The organism is Deinococcus aestuarii, assembly GCF_018863415.1.
Taxonomy (GTDB): domain Bacteria; phylum Deinococcota; class Deinococci; order Deinococcales; family Deinococcaceae; genus Deinococcus; species Deinococcus aestuarii.
The window spans coordinates 50498-70366 of sequence record NZ_JAHKSN010000010.1; the positions used below are offsets into that span (position 1 = coordinate 50498).

Annotated in this window: 16 protein-coding genes; 3 read left to right on the forward strand and 13 right to left on the reverse strand. The window is 72.5% G+C overall.

Annotated features, from left to right (window positions below; translation table 11 throughout):
• Window positions 1-200 precede the first annotated feature (200 nt).
• From IC605_RS13120 to IC605_RS13145, 6 genes are all read right to left on the reverse strand, one after another.
• Window positions 201-3632 (reverse strand): efflux RND transporter permease subunit, encoded by a 3432-nt coding sequence (locus IC605_RS13120; RefSeq protein ID WP_216324668.1) that lies wholly within the window; start codon window positions 3630-3632, stop codon window positions 201-203.
• Complete coding sequence (locus IC605_RS13125) at window positions 3629-4966, reverse strand: efflux RND transporter periplasmic adaptor subunit (protein ID WP_216324671.1); 1338 nt, start codon at window positions 4964-4966, stop codon at window positions 3629-3631. Before IC605_RS13125 ends, IC605_RS13120 begins: the two co-directional genes overlap by 4 nt.
• A gap of 5 nt (window positions 4967-4971) precedes the next feature.
• On the reverse strand, window positions 4972-6009 hold the full coding sequence (locus tag IC605_RS13130; protein ID WP_216324674.1) for a TolC family protein: 1038 nt from the start codon (window positions 6007-6009) through the stop codon (window positions 4972-4974).
• Entirely contained in the window at window positions 6006-7469 is a 1464-nt protein-coding gene (locus IC605_RS13135) for a TolC family protein (protein ID WP_216324677.1), read from the reverse strand. Before IC605_RS13135 ends, IC605_RS13130 begins: the two co-directional genes overlap by 4 nt.
• An 89-nt stretch (window positions 7470-7558) precedes the next feature.
• Window positions 7559-8152, reverse strand: a complete 594-nt coding sequence (locus tag IC605_RS13140; protein ID WP_216324679.1) for a TetR/AcrR family transcriptional regulator — start codon at window positions 8150-8152, stop codon at window positions 7559-7561.
• Window positions 8153-8242: 90 nt separating this feature from the next.
• The gene (locus IC605_RS13145; RefSeq protein WP_216324682.1) at window positions 8243-9262 is read right to left on the reverse strand and encodes a D-alanine--D-alanine ligase family protein; all 1020 of its coding nucleotides are present in this window, start codon (window positions 9260-9262) and stop codon (window positions 8243-8245) included.
• 212 nt (window positions 9263-9474) lie between these two features.
• On the opposite strand from IC605_RS13145, the gene IC605_RS13150 reads away from it, so the two are divergent.
• The 3 genes from IC605_RS13150 (at window position 9475) to IC605_RS13160 (ending at window position 13313) form a co-directional block, all read left to right on the forward strand.
• The gene (locus IC605_RS13150) at window positions 9475-11196 is read left to right on the forward strand and encodes an ABC transporter substrate-binding protein (RefSeq protein WP_216324685.1); all 1722 of its coding nucleotides are present in this window, start codon (window positions 9475-9477) and stop codon (window positions 11194-11196) included.
• Window positions 11197-11280: 84 nt separating this feature from the next.
• Complete coding sequence (locus tag IC605_RS13155; RefSeq protein ID WP_216324687.1) at window positions 11281-12303, forward strand: ABC transporter permease; 1023 nt, start codon at window positions 11281-11283, stop codon at window positions 12301-12303.
• Window positions 12303-13313: an ABC transporter permease gene (locus IC605_RS13160; protein WP_216324689.1), complete on the forward strand. Its 1011-nt coding sequence runs from the start codon at window positions 12303-12305 to the stop codon at window positions 13311-13313. The genes IC605_RS13155 and IC605_RS13160 overlap by 1 nt, the downstream gene beginning before the upstream one ends.
• Before the next feature lie 145 nt (window positions 13314-13458).
• Here the strand turns inward: IC605_RS13160 and IC605_RS13165 are convergent, their stop codons facing one another.
• The 7 genes from IC605_RS13165 to IC605_RS13195 form a co-directional block, all read right to left on the reverse strand.
• Window positions 13459-13902 carry a hypothetical protein gene (locus IC605_RS13165; protein ID WP_216324693.1) on the reverse strand — a complete coding sequence of 148 codons (444 nt, stop codon included), beginning with the start codon at window positions 13900-13902 and terminating at the stop codon, window positions 13459-13461.
• Window positions 13895-14773 (reverse strand): CAF17-like 4Fe-4S cluster assembly/insertion protein YgfZ, encoded by an 879-nt coding sequence (gene ygfZ / locus IC605_RS13170; RefSeq protein WP_216324696.1) that lies wholly within the window; start codon window positions 14771-14773, stop codon window positions 13895-13897. Before ygfZ ends, IC605_RS13165 begins: the two co-directional genes overlap by 8 nt.
• A gap of 83 nt (window positions 14774-14856) precedes the next feature.
• Window positions 14857-15948, reverse strand: a complete 1092-nt coding sequence (gene hemA, locus IC605_RS13175; protein WP_216324699.1) for a glutamyl-tRNA reductase — start codon at window positions 15946-15948, stop codon at window positions 14857-14859.
• Window positions 15945-16526 carry a precorrin-2 dehydrogenase/sirohydrochlorin ferrochelatase family protein gene (locus IC605_RS13180; RefSeq protein WP_343216610.1) on the reverse strand — a complete coding sequence of 194 codons (582 nt, stop codon included), beginning with the start codon at window positions 16524-16526 and terminating at the stop codon, window positions 15945-15947. Before IC605_RS13180 ends, hemA begins: the two co-directional genes overlap by 4 nt.
• A 109-nt stretch (window positions 16527-16635) precedes the next feature.
• Window positions 16636-18174, reverse strand: coding sequence for a uroporphyrinogen-III C-methyltransferase (gene cobA / locus IC605_RS13185; protein ID WP_216324704.1), 1539 nt, complete (start codon window positions 18172-18174; stop codon window positions 16636-16638).
• A 109-nt stretch (window positions 18175-18283) separates the two neighbouring features.
• On the reverse strand, window positions 18284-18595 hold the full coding sequence (locus IC605_RS13190) for a hypothetical protein (protein WP_216324709.1): 312 nt from the start codon (window positions 18593-18595) through the stop codon (window positions 18284-18286).
• A gap of 39 nt (window positions 18596-18634) precedes the next feature.
• Window positions 18635-19783 (reverse strand): cytochrome P450, encoded by a 1149-nt coding sequence (locus IC605_RS13195; RefSeq protein ID WP_343216617.1) that lies wholly within the window; start codon window positions 19781-19783, stop codon window positions 18635-18637.
• Between the last annotated feature and the right edge of the window lie 86 nt (window positions 19784-19869).

The window sequence follows — 19869 nt, forward strand, 5'->3', positions numbered from 1 at the left end:
GAGGGTCACTCCTTCTCTTTGCCGGACGCCCCCAGCGTGGCCCGCCCGGGTTCCGGGGGAGGGCGGCTCGGCTCCTTCACGGCTCAGCCCGCATTGTAGGAGGCACGAACCCGGCGGGTCTTCACCCAAGGTGCAGGAAAGCGTGAAAAAAGCCCCGGCCACGGAGGGCGGGGCTTGACGCGGGGCGGCGGAGGCCGGGCTCAGTCCGAGGCGGGCAGGGCGGGCGACGGGACCTGGGAGAGGTTGACCTCGCGGGGCTTTTGCCGCCCGCGCTCGAAGAAGTAAAAGACGCTCGGCACCACGTAGAAGGTCAGCAGGGTGGACGTGATCACGCCGCCCAGGATCACGATGCCCAGGCCGCGGCGGAACTCGGCCCCGTCGCCCTGCCCGAAGACGAGCGGCAGGCTGATCACGAGCACCGTCAGGGTGGTCATGATGATCGGGCGGAAGCGCAGCTCGGCGGCCTCGATCAGGGCGTCGCGCAGGGGCAGGACCCGCATCCGCTCGGTCACGAATTCGAGGTAGAGAATCGAGTTCTTCGTGGAGAGCCCGAGCAAGATCACCATGCCGAGCACCGTGATCACGTCGAGGTTCACCCCGAAGAAGTTCAGCGTCCACAGCGCCCCCACGATGGCGAGCGGCACGGGCAGCAGCAGGTAGATCGGGTACCGGAACGAGTTGAACTGCGAGCCCAGCACGAGGTAGGTCAGCAGCACCGCGAGCACGAGCACGATGGGGCCGTAGAACACGAGGTCGCTCGTCAGGCCCGCGCTGCCGAAGGCCGAGGCGTTGCCCAGCGTCACGCCGTCCCCCAGCAGACCCGCCGCCGCCACCCGGTCGGTGATCACGCGTTGGTAGGCGAAGGGGTTGGGCCCCCCCGGCACGAGGTTGATGTCGAGGGTGGCGGTGTAGGCCTTGTTCAGGCGGCTGAGGGTCGCCGGGGCCTGCCGGAGCTGGAAGGTCCCGAGCTGCGCGAGCGGGATGTTCGCGCCGAGGGCCTGCGAGTACACCGTCTGCGAGAGCAGGCTCTGTTCGCCCTGCACCTCGGCGGGGTCGAGCCGCACCACGATGTCCACGCTGCGGTCGCCGTCGCGCAGGTTGCCCGCCGTCGTGCCGTCGTTGTAGGTCCGCAGGGCCTGGGCGATGTCGCTCGCGCTCAGGCCGCTTCCGGCGAGGCGGGCGGGGTCGGGCACGAAGGTCCGCTCCTGGCGGGTGGCGCTCAGGCTGCTCTCCAGGGTGGCGATGTTGGGGTCCTGAGAAAGCAGCCGCACGACCTCGCGGTTGCGCTCGACCAGGAGGGCCTGGTTGGGGGCGGTGAGCGCGAGGCTGAGGTCCGCGCTGCCGCCGGGGCCGCCCTGCTGGGCGGAGACGCGCACCTCGGCGCCGGGGACGCGGGCGGCGACTTTCCCGAGGTCGGCCCCGTAGCGCGCGGCGAGGGTCTCGATGCCGGGGCGCTCCTCCCGGGGGGCCAGGGTGAGGGTCAGCGTGGCGGCGTTCGCGTTCGTGCCGCCCGTGAAGCCCCCGGCGCCCACGCTCGTCTGCACCAGCCGCACCTCGTCCCGCGCGAGCAGGTTGTCCTCCAGGCGGGCCGTGAGGGCGTTCGTGGTGGCGAGATCGGTCCCGGTGGGCAGCTCCGCCTCCACGACCAGGATGCCCGAGTCGCTGTTCGGCACGAACGAGAAGCCGATCCCGCGCATGGCGAGCGGAACGCTGGCGAGGAAGATCCCCGCAACCAGCATGACCACCCAGGGCCGCCGCAGCGCCCCGCCCACCGAGCGGGCATACGCGCGGGCGGTCCCCCTGACCCCCCGGTCGGTGAACCCGTGCAGGGTTCCCGTCAGCGCCTCCAGCAGGGCGAGCAGGGCGGTCAGGACGTAGCGCACGAGCGTCAGCAGCACGGGCGCGAGCACCACCGCGAGGACGGCCACGGCGGGGGTCGGGAGCGAGGTCGCCCGGTCGAGCGCGGTCCAGGCGACGGCGCCGAACAGGGCCAGCAGGAGCAGCCCCGGCAGGCGGCGCACCCCGGCCAGCGCCTGGCCGAAAAAGCGCGGCAGCCGGGCGAGGACCCCCGGCACCTCGCGCCACGAGATCGGCTCGGGGTCGCGGGTGTACGCCATGCGGACCGTCAGGAAGAGCAGCGCCTCCAGCCAGCTCATCGTGATCGCGGCGGCGAGGCCCAGGCCGAACTGGCTGAAGAACTGCCCCAGGATGCCCGGCATGAACGAGAGCGGGATCAGCACGGCGAGCAGCGAGAAGCTCGCGGCGGTCACGGCGGAAAAGACCTCCGACGCGCCGAGGAGCACGCTCCTGATCTGGCCGTACCCCATGTCGCGGTAACGCTGCACGTTCTCCGCGACCACGATGGAGTCGTCCACCACGATGCCGATGGCGACGATGACGGCGAGCAGCGAGACGATGTTGAAGGTGAAGCCCAGCGCCGAGTACAGCAGCGGCGCGGCGCTGATCGAGATCGGGATGGCGAGAATAACGGCGAAGACGGTGTTCAGCCGCCCCAGGAACAGCAGCACGATCACGCCGACCGCCCCGATGGCGAGCAGGAACTCCTTGAAGGTGTCTTCCACGGTCGCGCGGGTCTCGCGGGTGGTGTCGTTCGCCAGGGTCAGGCGGTATCCGGCGGGGAGGGGCTGGGCCTCCATCGCCGCGCGCACGTTGTCGGCCACCGCCACGCTGTTCGTGCCGCTCGCCTTGCGCACGTCGAGGAGCACGGCGGGCTGGCCGTTGAGCCGCGCGTAGCTCGTGGCCTGGGCCGCCGCGTCGCGCACGCTCGCCACGTCCGCCACCCGCAGCCCCGTGGAGGGATCGACCACGATGCGCTCCACGTCCGCGAGCGAGGTCGGCGTGTTGCGGGTGGAAAAGCCGATGGTGTTGCCGCCCTGGGTCACGCTCCCGGCGGGGAGGTCGAGCGCGGAAGCCTGGATCGCCGCCGACACCCGGCCCGGCGCGAGGTTGTACGCCTGGAGCCGCGCGGGGTCGAGCAGCACCTGGATCTGCCGCTCGGGGCCGCCCGACACGCTCACGTCGGCCACGCCCTCCACCCGCTCCAGCCGGGGCACGAGCACGTCCTCGGCGTAGGTCGTCACGTCCGCCGCCGGGGCCGCGCCGCCGCCCAGGGCCAGGGTGAGGATGGGCTGGGCGTTGGGGTCGAACTTCTGGACGACCGGGGCCTCGGTCCCCTCCGGCAGGGTGGCGCGGATCGCCGCGACCGCCTGCGAGACGCTGTTCGCCGCCGAGTCGATGTTCGTCCCGTCGGCGAAGGTGATCACCACCGCCGACTGCCCGCTCACCGAGGTCGAGTTGATGTCCGCCACGCCGCCGAGGGTGCTCACCGCGTCCTCGACCGGGCGGCTCACCTCGCGGTCCACCTGATCGGGGGTCGCGCCGGGGTACGAGGTGCTCACCGCCAGGACGGGCACCTCGAAGTTGGGCAGCAGCTCCACGCCCAAGCGGGTGGTGGCGACCAGCCCCAGCAGCACCGCGAGCACGAAGACGCCGATGGAAAAGACGTAGTTGCGCACGCTGAAGCGCACGGCCGGGTTGATGATGGGCTCGGGGGTGCCGTCGGGCAGGGTCCCGCGCGGCGCGGTGAACTCGGGCTGCTCGTGAACGCTCATGGGTTCTGTCCCCCCGTTCCGGCTGCCGGAGTCTGGGCGGCCGGGGCCCCGACGCGGACGCTCGCCCCGTCCTGAAGGCTCGGCGGCACCGGGAAGATCACGCGGGCGCCCGCCGGAAGCCCGCGCACGGCGACCTGCCCCTGCGACTCGGCGACGACCGTGACCGGGACCCGGCGGGCCGTTCCGTCCCCGGCGACGTACACGGCGTTCTCGCCGCCCTCGACCTGGATCGCCCCGGTGGGCACGAGCACGCCGCTGCCCAGGGTCGCGCGGTAGCGCACCTGCGCCGTGCCGCCGACCGGGAGCTTGCCGCCCCCCTCCACCCGCGCGGTGACCGGCACGAGGCGGTCGGTCCCGGCCACCCCGCTCGCGTCCTGCACGACGGCGACGTAGTTCACGCCCCCGTAGCCCAGGTTGAGCCGGGTGCCGGGTTTCAGGGCCGCCGCGTCCGCCGGGGTCACGTTGAAGGTGGCCTTCACGCTCCCCTCGTCCACGAGGCGGAAGACCGGGCTCCCCTGGGAGGCGAACTCCCCGACCTCCACCGCGAGCGAGGCGATCACCCCGGCGAAGGGGGCCTTGACCGCCGTCCGGCTGAGGTTTTCCTGCGCCTGCCGCACACCCGCCTGGGCGGTTTCGAGCTGTGTCTGGAGCAGGGCGAGGCTGCTCTGCCCGCCCCGCCCGTTTTGCGCGAGGTTGTTGCGGGCCTGGGCGAGGGCGCTCTGGGCCTGCGCCAGCGCGCTGCGGGCGGCGTTGAGGTCCGCCTGGCTGATGCCGCCGAGGCCGTAGAGGTTCTCGGCGCTCGCGGCGTCCTGCCGGGCCTTGGCGAGACTCGCCTCGGCGGCCTGCACGGCGGCCTGGAGGGAAGCCGTCGCCTGTCCGGTGTTCGTGCGGGCCTGCTCCAGGCTGATGCTCGCCTGCTGGGCCTGGAGGCGGGCGTTTTCCAGGGCCTGCCGCGCCTGGGTGTCGTCGAGCCCCACGACGACCTGTCCGGCCCCCACCCGCTCGCCCTCCTGGGCGAGGACGCGCTCGACCGTCCCGCTCGCCTGCGCGGCGACGTTGCTGTCGCGGTCGGCGCGGATGGTGGCCGAGGCGGTGCGCTGGACCGTCAGGGTGCCCGTGCGGGCCGGGACCGTCCGCACGGCGAGGGCGGTCGTCTTGGCGGGCGCGGCGTCGAGGTCGTTGCGGGTAGCGGCGGGGCGGGCCGAGCCGGAAGCGGCACCCTCGCCCCCCTGCCCCCCCGGCGAGCACGCGGCGAGGAGCAGCAGGAGGGACAGGGGCAGCGCGAGGCGGCGGGCTGGAACGGAGTGTGCCGACGGGGTGTGTGCTGGGGTCATGGCCTTCACCTCACGAGCCCGGTCACGTCGGTGCCGGACGCGACGGAGAGGGCCGCCAGGGCCCGCCAGAGGTTGTTCTGCGCCTGGGTCACCCCGAACCCGGCCTGCTGCGCCTGCACCTGCGCCTGCTGCACGTCGATGGCGGCGGCGGTCCCGGCCCGGAGGCGCGCCTGTGCCTGACTCAGCGTGGTCTGCGCGTTGGCGAGGGTCTGGCGGGCGAGGTCCACCCGCTGCGCCGCGTCCTGGGCCGTGCGGTAGGCGTCGCGGACCCCGGTGTTGGCCGAGCGCTGGGCACCCTCCAGGTCACGCCGGGCGTTGGCGAGGGCCACCTGGGCGTCTTGCAGGGTGCGGGCCGGGGTGTAGTCGTTGTCGGCGATGCGGACCTGGAGCGCGGCGAACTCCGCCCCCTGCGCCGCCTGCACGAGGGTGGGGAGCCGTTTCTCGAGCCCCGACTGGAGCCCCGCGAGCGTCACGCTGAGCTTGGGGGGCGCGGGCGGGGCGGCGAGGCGCAGGTCGGTGCCCGTGTTCAGGCCGAGGGTCCGGGCGAGCTGCGCCTCCAGCACGGGCAGGCTCGCGCGGGCGTCGGCGAGTTCCTGGCGGTCCTGGTTGAGGGTGGTCTGGGCGCGGTTCACGTCGAGCTGGGTGGCGACCCGGGCCTGAAGCCGGGCGCGGGCGATCTGGAGGGTGCGCTCGTCGAGGGCGACCTGCGCCTCGTTCAGGGTGATCCGCCCGGCGGCCTCGTACGCGGCGAGGTACCCGGTGATCACCGTCTGCGCCACGCCCAGCTTCGTCCCCGCCAGGGTGGCCTCGGCGGCGGCGGCCCCCTGCTGGGCCTGGGTCAGGGTGGTGATGATCGAGCTGGGGTCGGCCTGGGTGGCGCGCAGGGTGGCCTGGGCCTTTTGCAGGTTGGCGCGGGCGGTCGTCACGTCGGGGCCGCTCGCCAGCGCGCGCGCGACGGCGCTGTCCAGGGTGAGGCCCACCGTCTGCGCGGCGGCGAACGGGGAGGCGAGGGTGAGGGTCAGGGCGAGGACGAGACGGTTCATGGGCGGGCCTCCGGCGCGGTCGGGGTCGAGGGGGGGGTGGTCAGGAGGGTGGGGTCGAGGTCGGTGGTCGCCTGGGAGAGCCGCAGCGAGGCGAGGTAGGCGTTCACGGTGGCGATGTCCACATTGAGCTCGGCCTGCCGCAGGTTCAGCTCGGCGGCCTCCACGTCGAGCGCGGTGGCGAGACCCGCCGTGAGCCGCCCGAGCGTGGTGGCGAGGGCCGCCCGCGCCCGGGTCAGGGCGCCGCGCTGGCTCCCCAGGGTGTCCAGGGCCGTCCGCAGGTCCGCGTAACGCTGGCGCACCTCCAGGTCCACGCTCTGCCGGGCGGTGTCGAGGGCGAGGGTCGCCTGCTGCACCCCCACCTCGGCGGAGGTCAGGGCCGTGCGCCTCGTGCCGCCGAGGACGGGCAGGTCGGCGCTCAGGGTCAGGGCCAGGCCGGTCGGGAGGTCGCCGGGGTCGCGCAGCGGGAAGCTCACCTGCCCGGCGAGGACACCCGTCTTCACGTCGAGGCTGCCGCCCACGGTGCGGGTGGCGATGGTGCTCGTGCTCGACGTGAGCTGGCCGTACTGCGCCGACGCGCTGAGGTCGGGCAGCCGCACGTCGAGCTGCGCCGCCCGGAGCTGCGCCTGCGCGTCCGCGAGGTCATTTTGCGCGCGCGCCACCTCCGGCCGGGTCGCCAGCGCGCGGGTGATCTGGGCCTCCAGGGCGGCGGGCTGTCCCGGCGCGGCGGGGAGCGGACCGAAGGCGGTAGCCCCGGCCGGGAGGGTCACGGGCTGGCCGAGCAGGTTGGCGAGCCCCCGCGCGGCGAGGTCCACGTTCGTGCGGGCCTGCTCCTGGGCCGCCTGCGCGTCGTCGAAGGCCCCCTGCCGCACGAGCAGCCCCTCGGCGGTGAGGACACCCGACTGCCGCTGCGACTGCGCCACCTCCAGTTGCCGGGCGGTGAGGTTGACCTGCGCGTCCGCCAGCGCCAGGCTCGCGGCGGCGTTGCGGGCCGCGAGATACGACTGCACCGCGTTCACGGTGGCGGTCAGCCGGGCGGCGCGCCGGTCGGCCCCGGCACGGCTGAGCCCGCGCTCCGCGCTGCGGACGGCCTCCAGAGCCGGGGACCACGGCAGCACGCTCGCCGAGACCTGCGCGGTCACGGTCGTGTTCAGGGTCAGGTCACCCGAGGAGAGGGGCACCTTTACGGCGCTCGCGTCCGCGCCCACGGTGACGTTGAGGCCCGCCCGCGCCCGGGCGCTCTGGAGCGCGAGTTCGGCGGCGCGGTATTGCAGGTCCGCACCCTGCCACCCCGGACTCTGGCGCAGCCGGGCCAGGGTGCCTTGCAGGGTCAGCGGCGCGGAGACACTCTGGGCCGGGGCCGCCGCTGCGGGGGAGGGCGGGGCCGTCTGCGCCCGCGCACCCCCGAGGGCGAGGGGCACGAGCAGCAGCATGAGAGGGGCCGGACGGAGCGGAGAACGCATGGGGAACCTCGGTGGTCGGTGGGGTTAGTGAGTGAGAACTTGCCTACGGCGAGCGGGCGGCATACGGACCCCATACGGCCCGGCGCGGGCTAGGGTTCCAGACCGGGCCACAGCACGTCGAACAGCCCGCGCACGAAGCGTCCGGCGTCGAGCGGCTCGCGGGTGGGGTCGGGGGTCATGTGCTCGCGGTGGACGTAGTGGGTCAGCGTGCCCATCAGCGTGAGGGCCGTCACGTCGGCGTCCACCGGCCGCACCCGCCCGAGGGCCACCTCGGCGCGCAGGTAGGCGGCGACGGCATCGGCGTCGTGGCGGATGGGGTTGCCGATCCGTTCGAGCATGGGGTTGTGCGCCGGGGCGTGCCCGCGCGAGAAGATCAGCATCAGGTGGGGCAGGATGCGCCCCGCCGTCTCGACGAAGCGCAGCGCCGCCCGCTCCAGGTTGCGCCGCACGTCGCCCACCCCCACGAGCACGGTGAGTTCTTCCCGCCACGCGGCGTAGTCGCGCAGCCCCACGACCTCCTCGAAGATGTCTTCTTTCGAGGCAAATCTCTTGAAGAGGGTCCCCTCGGAGACCCCGGCCCGCCGCGCGATCTCGGCGGTCGTGGCCGAAAACCCCTGCTCGAAAAACACCTCGCGGGCCGCCGCCACGAGCCGTTCGTCGGTGATCAGGCGGGGCCGGGGCATAAGTGAGTGTTTACTCGTTTATGTGCCCGCCGATGTTGAGCCAGATCACACTGGAGGTCGGGCGGGGCGGGGAGGAACCGCCCCCCTTCCCTACCGCCGTTCGAGCGCCAGTTCCACCAGCCGGGTCACGAGTTCGCTGTAGGTCAATCCCGCCGCCTCGAAGAGTTTGGGATACATGCTCGTGGTCGTGAAGCCGGGCATGGTGTTGACCTCGTTGAGAAACAGCTCGCCCGTCTCCTCGACGTAGAAGAAGTCCACCCGCGCGAGCCCGGCACCGTCGAGGGCGCGGAAGGCGGTCAGCGCGAGGCTGCGGACCCGCTCGGCGACCTCGGGCGGCAGGGGCGCGGGAATGTGCATGGTCGCGCGGCCCTCGGTGTACTTCGTCTCGTAGTCGTAGAACTCGGCGCTAAAGCGCAGCTCGCCCACCGGGCTGGCGAGGGGCGCGTCGTTGCCGAGGATGCCGACCTCCACCTCGCGGGGCTTGTGGGCGGTCATCGCCTCCAGAATGACCCGGCGGTCGAGGCTGAAGGCGAGGTCGAGCGCCCCCTGAAGCTCCCCGGGGCGGGAGACCTTGGAGATGCCCACGCTCGACCCCAGGTTGGCGGGCTTCACGAAGAGGGGAAAGCCCAGTTCGTGGGCGCGGGCCTCCACCTCACCGGGGCGTTCCTGCCACTCGCGGCGCACGGCGAGCCTCCACGCGACCTGCGGGATGCCCGCCGAGGCAAGGACCTGTTTGGTCATCACCTTGTCCATGCTGACCGCCGAGCCCAGCACCCCCGAGCCCACGAAGGGGATTCCGGCGAGCGTCAGCAGCCCCTGGATGGTGCCGTCCTCGCCCATCGGGCCGTGGAGGAGGGGAAACACGGCGTCGTAGCCCTCGGCGCTCGCGGCGCGGTGCAGCACGAGGTCGCCGCCGCCCTGGGCGCGGCCCGTCTCCAGCGCCCGCGCGGTCTCGGTGGGCGGCAGCCAGCGGCCCTGGGGGCTGATCACCACCGGGGTCACGTCGAACTGGTCGCGGGGCAGCGCCGCGAGAACGCTGCGGGCGCTCATCAGGCTGACTTCGTGCTCGCCGGACTGCCCGCCCGCCAGCAGCAGGATGCGTCTTTTCACGCGGCGCAGTATGGCACTCCCCCTCACGGAGCGCTTCAGACCGAGTTCAGAACGCCGTGAAAAGGGTGTCTGGCACGGGCGGGTGGCTCTTTGGAAATTCTCACATCCGCCGCTCAGCCTACGCTATGATGCCTGTCGTCCATCCACTCAGGTGCCGGTCGCCCCACATCCCAGGCTGTGAAGCGGCCCGCACCGAATTCTCGGGAGGCTCCATGAAGAAATTCGCTCTGCTCAGCACCCTCTTGCTCGTCGGCTCGGCCTTCGCCGCGTCCCCCAGGGACACCCTGGTGATTCAGCAGTCCGCCGATGTTCCCACCCTCGACCCGGGCGTCACCTACGACACGTCATCGGGCGCCCTCGTGGAGAACATCTACGAGACGCTGTTGACCTACCGGGGCAACAGCCTGCGCGATCTGGAGCCGCTGCTCGCCAGCAAGGCGCCGACGGTCAGCAACGGCGGCCGGACCGTGACCTTCGACCTGCGGAAGAACGTCAAGTTCCACACCGGCAACGCGATGACCTGCCGTGACGCCGAGTACACCTTCGAGCGCAACCTGGTCACCAACAGCGCCGAGAGCGGCAACTGGTTCATCTCCGAGAGCCTGCTGGGCACCGGCAGCAACGCCAACGACGACAAGACGATCACCTGGGCGCGGATCGACAAGGCCGTCGAGTGCAACAACGCGGGTCAGCTCGTCTTCACGCTGCCCAAGCCCGACCCGGCGTTCCTCGCCAAGCTGGCCTACACCGGGCAGAGCATTGTGGACAGCAAGCACGCCATCGCCATCGGCGAGTGGAAGGGCACCGAGGCCGACTGGAAGGCTCAGGTCGGCAAGGACCTGACCGGCAGCAACCTGAACAAGCAGCCCAGCGGCACGGGCGCGTACCGCCTGGTGCGCCGCGACGCGAACGCCACGCTGCTTCAGGCCTTCGACGGCTACTGGGGCAAGAAGCCCGCCATCAAGAACGTGGTGCTCCAGAAGGTGCCCGAGATCGCCGCGCGCCAGCAGGCCTTCTTGCGCGGGGACGCCGACATCATCGAGGGCGGCGGGCGCAGCGTGGACGAGCAGCAGATCAAGGGCAAGCCCGGCGTGGCATGGCTCGACAACCTGCCCAACACCAGCGCGTTCGCCATCTTCATGAACCAGAAGGTTCAGGACCCGAAGCTGCTGGGGAGCGGCAAGCTCGACGGCCAGGGCATTCCCGCGAACTTCTTCAGCGACGTGAACGTCCGCCGGGCCTTCAGCCACGCCTTCAACTACGGGCAGTACATCCAGGACGTGCAGCAGGGCAAGGGCAAGCAGCTCACCATGTTGCTTCCCAGCTCTTTCCCCGGCTACGACGCCGAGGTCAAAACCTACACCTTCGACCCCGCGAAGGCCCGCACCTACCTCCAGCGCGCCTGGGGTGGCAACGTCTGGAAAAACGGCTTCACCCTGACTGCGAACTACCGCGCGGGCAGCGTGCCCTCGCAGACCGCGATGGAAATCCTGAAGCGGAACATCGAGTCGCTGAACCCCAAGTTCAAGGTCAACATCCAGCAAAAGCAGTGGTCCGAAATGCTGGCCGACTCCAAGAACGGCAAGGAGGCGATGGTCCTGATCGGCTGGGCGCCCGACTACGCCGACGCGGACAACTTCCTCTACACCTTCTACTCGTCCAACGGCTTCTACGCCCCCCGCAGCAACTTCAAGGACGCTTCGGTGGACAAGTGGCTCGACCAGGCCCGCTCGACGGTGAACACCGCGCAGCGCAACCGCCTGTACAGCCTGGTGGGGCAGCGAGCCTACGAGCAGGCGCCCTACATCAACGTTCCGGCGGGCGTGAATTACACCTTCTTCCGCGACAACCTCCAGGGCGTGAGCGCGGCGACGTACAACCCGATGACCTCGTTCGACACCGGGACCCTCTGGAAGGACCTCAGCAAGCGCTGACCCGCACTCCCGGCGGGCGGGACGGCCTCACGCGGCTGTCCCCCCGCTTCGGCGTTTATCCCTCGCCCCACCGTAGAGGACCCTATGCTCAACTTCATCGTCAGGCGGCTGATTCAGGTTCCGCTGGTGATGCTCGTGCTCTCGCTGTTCATCGTCGGGCTGACCCAGCTCCTGACGCCCGAGCAGCGCGCCGCCGGGTACATCCGCAGCGACCAGCAGGCCGCCCGATTGGAAGCCATCATCGAGGAACGCGGCCTGCGTGACCCCTTTGTCGTGCAGTACGGCAACTGGCTCGGCAGCACCCTGCAAGGCGACCTCGGCTTCTCGCGCGCCAGCGGCCAGGACGTGCTCCAGACGATCCGCGAGCGGCTGCCGAACACCATCGAGCTCACGTTGCTCACCGCCCTGCCGATCCTGCTGCTCGGCGTGTGGCTGGGCACCCTGAGTGCGCTGCACAAGGACAAGCTGATCGACCAGATTCTGCGCGTGCTGACCATCCTGGGCTACAGCCTGCCGACCTTCGTGCTGGGGATCGTGCTGCTGGCCGTGTTCTACGGGTACCTGGGCTGGCTGCCGGGCGCCGGGCAGGTCAGCATCATCAACCAGTTCGCCCTCGGAGACCTGCGGCGTTACACCGGGCTGCTCAGCCTCGACGCGGCGCTCAACGGGCGCTGGGACATCGCCTGGGACGTGATCCAGCACCTGATCCTGCCCGCCGCGACCCTGACGGTGGTGAGCGCGGCGACCATCGTAAAGGTCATGCGCAACAACATGCTGGAGGCGCTGACGAGCGACTACGTGCGCACGGCGCGCGCCAAGGGGCTGTCGAGCCGGGTGGTGAACAACAAGCACGCCCGGCGCAACGCGCTGCTGAGCATCGTGACGCTGGGGGGCTTTCTGATCATCAACCTGCTGAGCGGCTCGCTCATCACCGAATTCATCTTCGGGTACCCTGGGGTGGGCCTGTGGATGGTGGAGGCCGGGCTACGGCTCGACATTCCCGCCGTGCTGGGCTTCGGGCTGCTCTCGGCGCTGATCGTGGTCGTGGTGAGCACGGTCGTGGACATCCTGTACGGGGTCGTGGACCCCCGCGTGAGGTTCGACTGATGACGGTCACCGCCCCCGCTCCCGCCTCCGGGCGCAGCCGCTGGAACCTCTTCTGGACCAGCCCCGCCATGCGCAAGCTGCGGCGCAACAAGCTCGCCATCTCGGGCCTGATCATCACGCTGCTCTTCGGTCTCGTCGCGCTGTTCGCGCCGCTGATCGCCAAGCCGGGCGGCAACTGCCTGCGCGACCTGAACATCTCCAGCCCCAACGAGGTCTACAACCCGCTGGGCGGCGCCTTCTGGCAGGCCATCCTCGCGCCGCCCGAGAGTTGCTACGCCATCGAGCGCCTGAGCTTCGCCTCGACCCCGACGCCGCCCAGCCAGGAGGCTCTTTTCGGCACCTCCAACGGCTACAACATCTTCTACGGGCTGATCTGGGGCACCCGGACCACCTTCAAGATGGCCTTTATCATCGTGGGCATCACGCTGGTCGTCGGGGTGATCATCGGGGCGCTCAGCGGCTACTACGGCGGCTGGGTGGACAACCTGATCCAGCGCTTTATCGACGTGCTGTTCGCCCTGCCGCCCCTGATCCTGACGGTCGTGCTGCTGACCATCCTGCGGGCGCAAAATCCAGGGGGCAATCCCACCGGGCCGATCATCCTGGCCTTCTGCATCGCGGGGTGGGCGGGATATGCCCGCGTGGTGCGCGGCGACGTCTTGAGGACCCGGCAGCTCGAATACGTGGACGCGGCCCGCTCATTGGGGGCGCGCGACTGGCGGCTGGTGCTCCGGCACGTCGTTCCGAACAGCCTCGCCAGCGTGCTCACGCTCGCGGTGCTCGATCTCGCCACCATTCCGCTCAGCGTGGCGGCCCTCTCGTTCCTGGGGCTGGGCTTCGAGAGCGGGTACGCCGAGTGGGGCCAGCTCGTCGAGTTCGCGCGGCCCTGGCTCAAGCCCGACTACTGGTACGTGCTGGCCTTCCCGGCGCTGTTCATCGTGACCTTCAGCCTCGCTTTCAACCTCTTCGGCGACGGCCTGCGGGATGCGCTGGACCCCAAGAGCCGGTAGAAAGCCTCAAACGGACGCCCCCTGGTGTGAAGGCCGGGGGGCGTCGCGCTTGGTCGGATGGGAGTGAGCGTTCTTCATTCGCTGGATGCCCGGCCCGCTCCCGCTGCTTCGCGGCTTTGGAAGTCAAGGGGGAGCAAGAGACCCTTCAATAGGCACGTTCTCCGGCCGCCTCGGCCCAGCCGGGCAGGCTGACCCACGCGGCGAGGAAGGCGAGGCCCGACACCAGCCACAGGGCGGCGAGAGCGGCGGGCTGCTGGAAGAAGACGCAGCCGAGCAGGAAGGGGATGGCGGGGGCGGTCCCGGCCTGGAAGGCGGCGGTGAGGACGGTGCGGGAGGGGGCCTGGGCCGGGTCCCGGGCGGCGAGGCGAGCGAGATGCAGGCCAGCGGCGGCGAGCACGGCGGCGAGGAGAACGAGGGCGGCCACCCACCCGGCAGGCAGGGAGGCGGGGCGGGTCAGGAGGTAGAGCCCACCCAGCGGCAACCCCGGCACGGCGATGACGAGAAAGGCGGCGACGAGCGCCCGCCTCGCGGCGCGGGTCAGGTCGGCGGGCGTCCCGGCGCGCAGGTCGCGGGCGAGCGCCTCAAACATCGGCGGGCGCGGGCGCGAAGGCCTGGACGGTGGCGGGGACGCCGCCCACCTCCACCCGGTCGCCGGGGGCGAGTTCCTTGCGCAGGCGGGCGAGGCTCAGGCCGTCCGCGTGCGCCCCTGCCTGCCCGACGACCTTGCCCTCGCGGGTGACCTCGGCGTGGTCGGAGAGGTTTTGGCCCTCCAGCCGCCCCAGGTGATATCGGGCGTTGCCGCGTGCCTCCAGCCGGGCCATGATCTCCTGCCCGACGTAACAGCCCTTGCGGTAGCTCATGACGGGGAGGGGACCGCCCACGTCCAGCCCCACCTCCTGCGGCAGGGTGCCTTTGAGGCCGTCGCGCACCACGTCGGGGATGCCCGCCCGCACCCGCGCCTCCTCCAGCATGGTCAGGGAGGTCTCCCCTCCCCCGAGCGCCACCCGCACCGCGTCCTCGTGGCGGGTGAGGAAGTGCAGATCCACGCCGGGGGTGCCCGTCCGGTTCACCCGCCCGCCGAGGACGGTGGCGCCCGCCAGCTCGAAGCTCTGCGCGTCCGGCCCCTCGGGGGTCCAGCCGGGCACGTCCTGACCCCAGACGTGGACGCCTCGCAGCTCCCCCGACACGTCCTGAATCTCGACCTGATCGAAGATGACAAAGCGCCGCAGCCGGGCCGCCAGCCCCTCCGCCTGCCCGGCGTCGAGGTGGAGATACACGTCCGCCTCGCGCCTGTAGGCCCGCGCGAAGAACTCGATCTGGCCGCGCACGTTCAGGAAGCAGCAGGCGACCACGCCCGGCGTCCGGAGCCCGCGCAGGTCGTTGGTCATCTGCCCCTGCACGAAGTCCACCCGGTCGGCGCCCGTCAGCCGCAGCCCGCTCGAAGGAAGGGGGGTCCACATGGGGGCAGGGTACGGGAAAAGGGGGCGGCGGTTCGTGGCGCGCGGTACGCGGGAAGGGCCGGGAGGCCGCGCCCCGCCGACCCCTAACTCACCAGTGCCCGCTGCCGTCCCAACTGGGCCTCGCGGGTCAGGTGCCAGCGGGCGAGGTCGGCCACGCTCTCGCGGATGATCGCCCCCGCGTGGGGGAGGGCCTCGCGGCGGCTTTGCAGGTTGCGGCTCACGATGGCGGTGAGGTCGTCGAGGTTGTAGAGGTGGGCGCCCTCCACGTCCGAGATGTCGGGGTCGAGGATGCGCGGCACGCTGATGTCGATCAGGAACATGGGACGGTCCGGGCGGTCCTCCAGCGCCGCGCGCACGCCCTCGCCGTGCAGGACGTGGTGCGGCGCCGCACTCGACGCGATCACCACGTCGGCTTCCGGCAAGACCTCGTGGAGGTACTCGGCGGCACAGACGCGGCCCCCCACCCGCTCGGCGAGCTGCCGGGCGCGGGCCTCGGTGCGGTTGACCACGATCACGTCGCGCACCCCCGCCGCGCGCAGGTGGGTCAGGGTCAGCTCGGCGGTCTCGCCCGCCCCGAGGATCAGGGCGGTGCGGCTCGTGAGGTCGCCCAGCGCCGCCTGCGCGAGTTCGACGGCGGCGCTCGACACGCTGACCACCTTGTCGCTCAGGCCGGTCTCCGAGCGCACGCGCTTCCCGGCGGCGAGCGCCCCCTGGGCGATCTTGTTCAGCAGCTTGCCGTCCGGATTGCGCCCGTGCGCGGCCTGCCAGGCCCGCTTGACCTGCCCCTGAATCTGCGTCTCGCCGATCACGAGGCTGTCGAGGCCCGAGGCGACCCGGTACAGGTGGGTGACGGCGGCGTCTCCCCGGTACACGTACAGGAACCCGCCCAGGCCGTCGCCCCAGGCGTCCGCGAAGGCGCGCACGGGGTCCCCGCGCAGGCCCGCCAGATAGACCTCGGTGCGGTTGCAGGTGGCGAGGAGCATGACCTCGGCGGCGTGGCGGGAGAGCGTGCTCAGGATCGCGGCCTCGTCGCCCGCGCGCACGGCGGCCCGCTCACGCACCTCGACGGGCGCCGTCTGGTGGTTGAGGCCCACCACCGCGAAGTCGAGGGGGGCGGGGTGAGGCGTCTGCGGCCGGGCGAGGAGGGCGCGGGCGGTCGGGCAGGCGAGCGTCACGCGGCTCCCCCGGGACGGCCCGCCCCCGGCAGCCCGAACGCGGCGCGGATATCGGCGCGCAGGGCGTCCATCGCCCCCTCGCGGGCGGCGGCGGGGAGCCCCAGCGCCTCCTCGCGCCGCGCGGCCCAGGCGTCCACCGTCCCCGGCTCGGGCAAGAGGGACTCGATCCGCTCGCGCAGCGCCTGGGCCAGCACCGGCAGCTCGCGCCCGGTGCTCACCGCCACCCGCACGCCGCCACGCTCCAGGGCGGCGGGAAAGCGCAGGGTGCCTTTTTCCGCGTCGCCCGCGTGGTTGACGAGCACCCCGGCGGCGCGGGCCTCCCCGGTCACGGCGTCATTCACGTCGTGGCGGTCGGTGGCCGCCACGACCACGCGCACGCCCTCCAGATCGGCGGGGCGGTAGGCTCGGCGCTCGGCGCACACGGGAAGCGCCGCGAAGTCGGGGTGGAGGTCGGGCGCGACGACGGTGACACGCAGGCCCGCGTCCAGCAGCGTCCGCGCGCGGCGCAGGGCGACCGGGCCGCCCCCCACCACCAGGGCCGGTTCGCCGCGCAGATTCAGGAAGGCCGCCAGACTCACGGGGCGCAGCATAGCGCCTGGGAGGAGGGGCGCACGTCCCCGACCGAACGGTAAGAAACGCGATGTGGACGGCATTTCCATCCGCTTCCCGTCCTCCCGGGAGCGGCCCTCAGGCCTCTCCTCCCGCCGCCAGCGGGCGGCCCGCCACCGCCCGCCCGGCGGCGTTCGCCAGGGCCTCCAGGGTGGGGGCCTCGGCGACGGTGACGCGGGTGAAGCCCGCCCGGCGAGCGGCGTCGGCGGTCTGGGGACCCATCGCGGCGACGGCGAGGTCGGTCCCGGCGAGGGCGGCGAGGTGCCGGGCCGCGCTCCCCGAGGCGAGGGTCACCACGTCGGCGGCCCGCAGGCGGTTCATCGCGTGCTCGCCGGGCCGGGCGGGCTCGGTGCGGTAGAGCTCCGCGCGCTCGTAGCGCAGGCCGCGTGCCTCCAGCTCGCGCTCCAGATCGGCCTCCGCGACCTGGCTGGTGAGGTGCAGGGCGACTTCGCCGGGGTGAGCGGGCAGCTCCGCACCGAGGTGCGCGGCGCCGGGGGTGGCGGGCACGAAGTCGGCGCGCAGCCCGCGTTCGGCCAGCGACCGGGCGGTGCTGGGGCCGACCGCCGCCACCCGCACCCCCGCGAGGTGCCGGGCGTCCAGTCCCAGGCGGCCCAGGTGGGTGAAGAGGGCCGACGCGGCCTGGTTGCTCGTGAGGAGCAGCCACGCCACCCCCGTCAGGTCGCGCAGCCGGGCGTGCAACTCGGCCTCGCGGGCGGTCTCCGCGAAGCGGATCAGGGGGACCTCCAGCACCGAGGCGCCCCGGGCACGCAGGAGGTCCGAGAGGACGCTCGCCCCGTCGCGGGTGCGGGTCACGGCGACGCTGCGGCCCGCGAGGGGACCGCCGAAGCCCGGTCCCACGTCGAACCAGCGCAGATGGTCCCGCAGCCGGGCGACCTCCCCCACGACCGTGACGGCGGGGGCCTCCAGCCCGGCCTCGCGCACCGCCCGCGCGATGGTGGCGAGCGTGCCCGTCGCCACCCGCTGCTGGGGGGTGGTCCCCCACTGGATGGTCGCGGCGGGGGTCTCCGGCGCGCGGCCCGAGGCGATCAGGTCGGCGCTGATCTGCTCCAGATTCCGCACGCCCATCAAGAGGACGAGGGTGTCCACCCCGGAGAGCCGCTCGTAGTGGGCGCCGCCCTCCTTCGTGTTGCCCGTGAGGACGGCAAAGGAGCGGGCCGCCTCGCGGTGGGTCACCGGAATTCCCGCGTAGGCGGGGGCGGCGATGGCGCTCGTCACGCCGGGCACGACCTCGAAGGCGATGCCCGCGAGCGCGCACGCCTCGGCCTCCTCGCCGCCGCGCCCGAAGACGAACACGTCGCCGCCCTTGAGGCGGGCCACCCGGCGTCCGCCGCCTTCCCGCGCCTTCTCCACGATCAGCCCGTTGATCTGCTCCTGGGAGATGTACTCGGAAAAGCCCTTCTTGCCCACGTAGATCGTCTCGGCCCCCGGGCAGTGGCGCAGCAGCTCGGGGTTGGCGAGGTAGTCGAAGAGCACCACGTCCGCTTTCTGAAGCGCCTCCACCCCGCGCACGGTGACCAGCCCCGGATCGCCCGGCCCCGCCCCGATCAGGGACACGAAGGCGCGGGCGGGCGGGGTGGGGGGCACGGCAACGGTCATGCCGACAGGCTAACGGCCCGGTGGGGGGACAAATGCGGGGAGGAATGGAAAAAAGCGCCCACGGGGGGGCGCCCTTCCGGCCGGGGCCGACCCCGGCGCCCGGCGGCTCCTAGCTGCACCCCTTGGCGGCGTAGAGGCGGTTGAGGGTGGCGATGCGCTGGTCGGCGGCCTGCTGGACCTGATCGTTGGTGTACTCGTTGGCGAGCACGCCCGGCAGGAAGAAGATCGCCCACGCGACGTTCTGCCCGCTGAGCCCGCGGTTGCGGCCCGCCTCCGCGCGGGCGCTCTGGGCACGGTCGATCTCGGCCAGAATCTCCTGGCAGGAGAGTTCGGCGTCCGGCTTGGGCGCGTAGGGGTTGTAGCGCGGGGCGCAGGAGGCCAGGGCGAGGACGGCGGCGGCGAGCAGCAGCGGTTTGTTCATGGGGTCCTCCGTCCCTTCCCATCTGAAACAGAAACCCCCTCAGATTGCAACCCGGACCACCAGCGGCCCGGTCGGCCCCAGGGTCACGCCGGGGCGGGGGGTGGGGTCGCCGCGCAGGGGGACCAGGGGCGGCAGGGCGGCCAGCGCCTCCAGGATCAGGAGCTGCGCGAGGTGCATCCCCAGGCACACCCGCTCGCCGCCGCCGAACGGGAGGTACGCCCAGGCGGGGGGCGGGGCCTGCCAGCGGCACGGGCGGAATTCGCCCGGGCGGTCCCACAGCCCCGGGTCGCGGGCGCTGAGGTAGGGGCTGTAGAGGGCCAGGGTGCCGCGCGGCAATCGCACGCCCCCCCAGGTCAGGTCGCGGGCGAGGCGGCGGCTGCCCATCCAGCCGGGGGGGAAGAGGCGCAGGGTCTCCCTCAGGACGGCGGGGTGGTGTTCCGGCGCGTGCCACTGCGGGTGGGCGGCGAGGTGCCACATCGCCCAGGCGAGGGCGTGGGTGGTCGTGTCGTGCGCGGCGGCGAGGCTCACCCGCGTCTCCTCCAGCCCGCCGGGCAGCGGCGCGAGGAGGGCGAGCAGGTCGTCCCCGCCCCCCCGGACGAGCCTGCGGTCGGCGAGGCGGCGCAGCTCGGCATTCACCCGCGCGAAGAGGAGCGGGCGCGGCACGGTGGGCAGGGGAAAGGGCAGCCGCAACGGGGCGAGAAAGGCGTGGAGCAGCCCGGAATCGAACGCCCCGCCGAAGTACGCGGCGTTGAGCATCCCCAGCACGGCGCGGTCGGCCCAGGTCAGGGCGTCGAACTCCCCCGCCGGAATGGGGGGAAGGGCCGAGCGCACGCGGGCACGCAGCCCCTCCAGGTGCCGCCGCCCGAAGCCGGGGTTGACCGCCCGCCGCCGGGGGCCGTGGCCGGGCGCGTCGGTCAGGATCACGCCGCCCGAGAGGTACGGCACCACCCGCGAGAAGCTGCCCGCGCTGCGAAAGGTGGCGAGGTCCCCCAGCAGTCGGCGGTTCCAGGCGGGGCCGAAGCCCACCACCGCAGGCAGGCCCAGGCGCAGGCGGAAGAGGTCCGAGCCCTGTGCCCTCGCCCGCCGCGCGCCCTCCTCGACCAGCCCGAGGGGTGCCAGGGCCCAGTCGCGCAGGTGCCCGTCCCCGGGGCGGGCGGGCGGCTCGGGGAGGGCGTCCAGACCGCGCACCCCCGGATCGGTCGGGGAAATTTTCGGCGCGGTCGGGTTCGGCACGGGGCGCATTCTGGCACGGGCACAGCCGCGCGAAGTTGGGC

Coding starts and splice junctions, on each gene's coding strand:
- IC605_RS13120 (WP_216324668.1), bottom strand. CDS start 3,632: ATGAGCGTTCACGAGCAGCCCGAGTTCACCGCGCCGCGCGGGACCCTG.
- IC605_RS13125 (WP_216324671.1), bottom strand. CDS start 4,966: ATGACCCCAGCACACACCCCGTCGGCACACTCCGTTCCAGCCCGCCGC.
- IC605_RS13130 (WP_216324674.1), bottom strand. CDS start 6,009: ATGAACCGTCTCGTCCTCGCCCTGACCCTCACCCTCGCCTCCCCGTTC.
- IC605_RS13135 (WP_216324677.1), bottom strand. CDS start 7,469: ATGCGTTCTCCGCTCCGTCCGGCCCCTCTCATGCTGCTGCTCGTGCCC.
- IC605_RS13140 (WP_216324679.1), bottom strand. CDS start 8,152: ATGCCCCGGCCCCGCCTGATCACCGACGAACGGCTCGTGGCGGCGGCC.
- IC605_RS13150 (WP_216324685.1), top strand. CDS start 9,475: ATGAAGAAATTCGCTCTGCTCAGCACCCTCTTGCTCGTCGGCTCGGCC.
- IC605_RS13155 (WP_216324687.1), top strand. CDS start 11,281: ATGCTCAACTTCATCGTCAGGCGGCTGATTCAGGTTCCGCTGGTGATG.
- IC605_RS13160 (WP_216324689.1), top strand. CDS start 12,303: ATGACGGTCACCGCCCCCGCTCCCGCCTCCGGGCGCAGCCGCTGGAAC.
- IC605_RS13165 (WP_216324693.1), bottom strand. CDS start 13,902: ATGTTTGAGGCGCTCGCCCGCGACCTGCGCGCCGGGACGCCCGCCGAC.
- ygfZ (WP_216324696.1), bottom strand. CDS start 14,773: ATGTGGACCCCCCTTCCTTCGAGCGGGCTGCGGCTGACGGGCGCCGAC.
- cobA (WP_216324704.1), bottom strand. CDS start 18,174: ATGACCGTTGCCGTGCCCCCCACCCCGCCCGCCCGCGCCTTCGTGTCC.
- IC605_RS13190 (WP_216324709.1), bottom strand. CDS start 18,595: ATGAACAAACCGCTGCTGCTCGCCGCCGCCGTCCTCGCCCTGGCCTCC.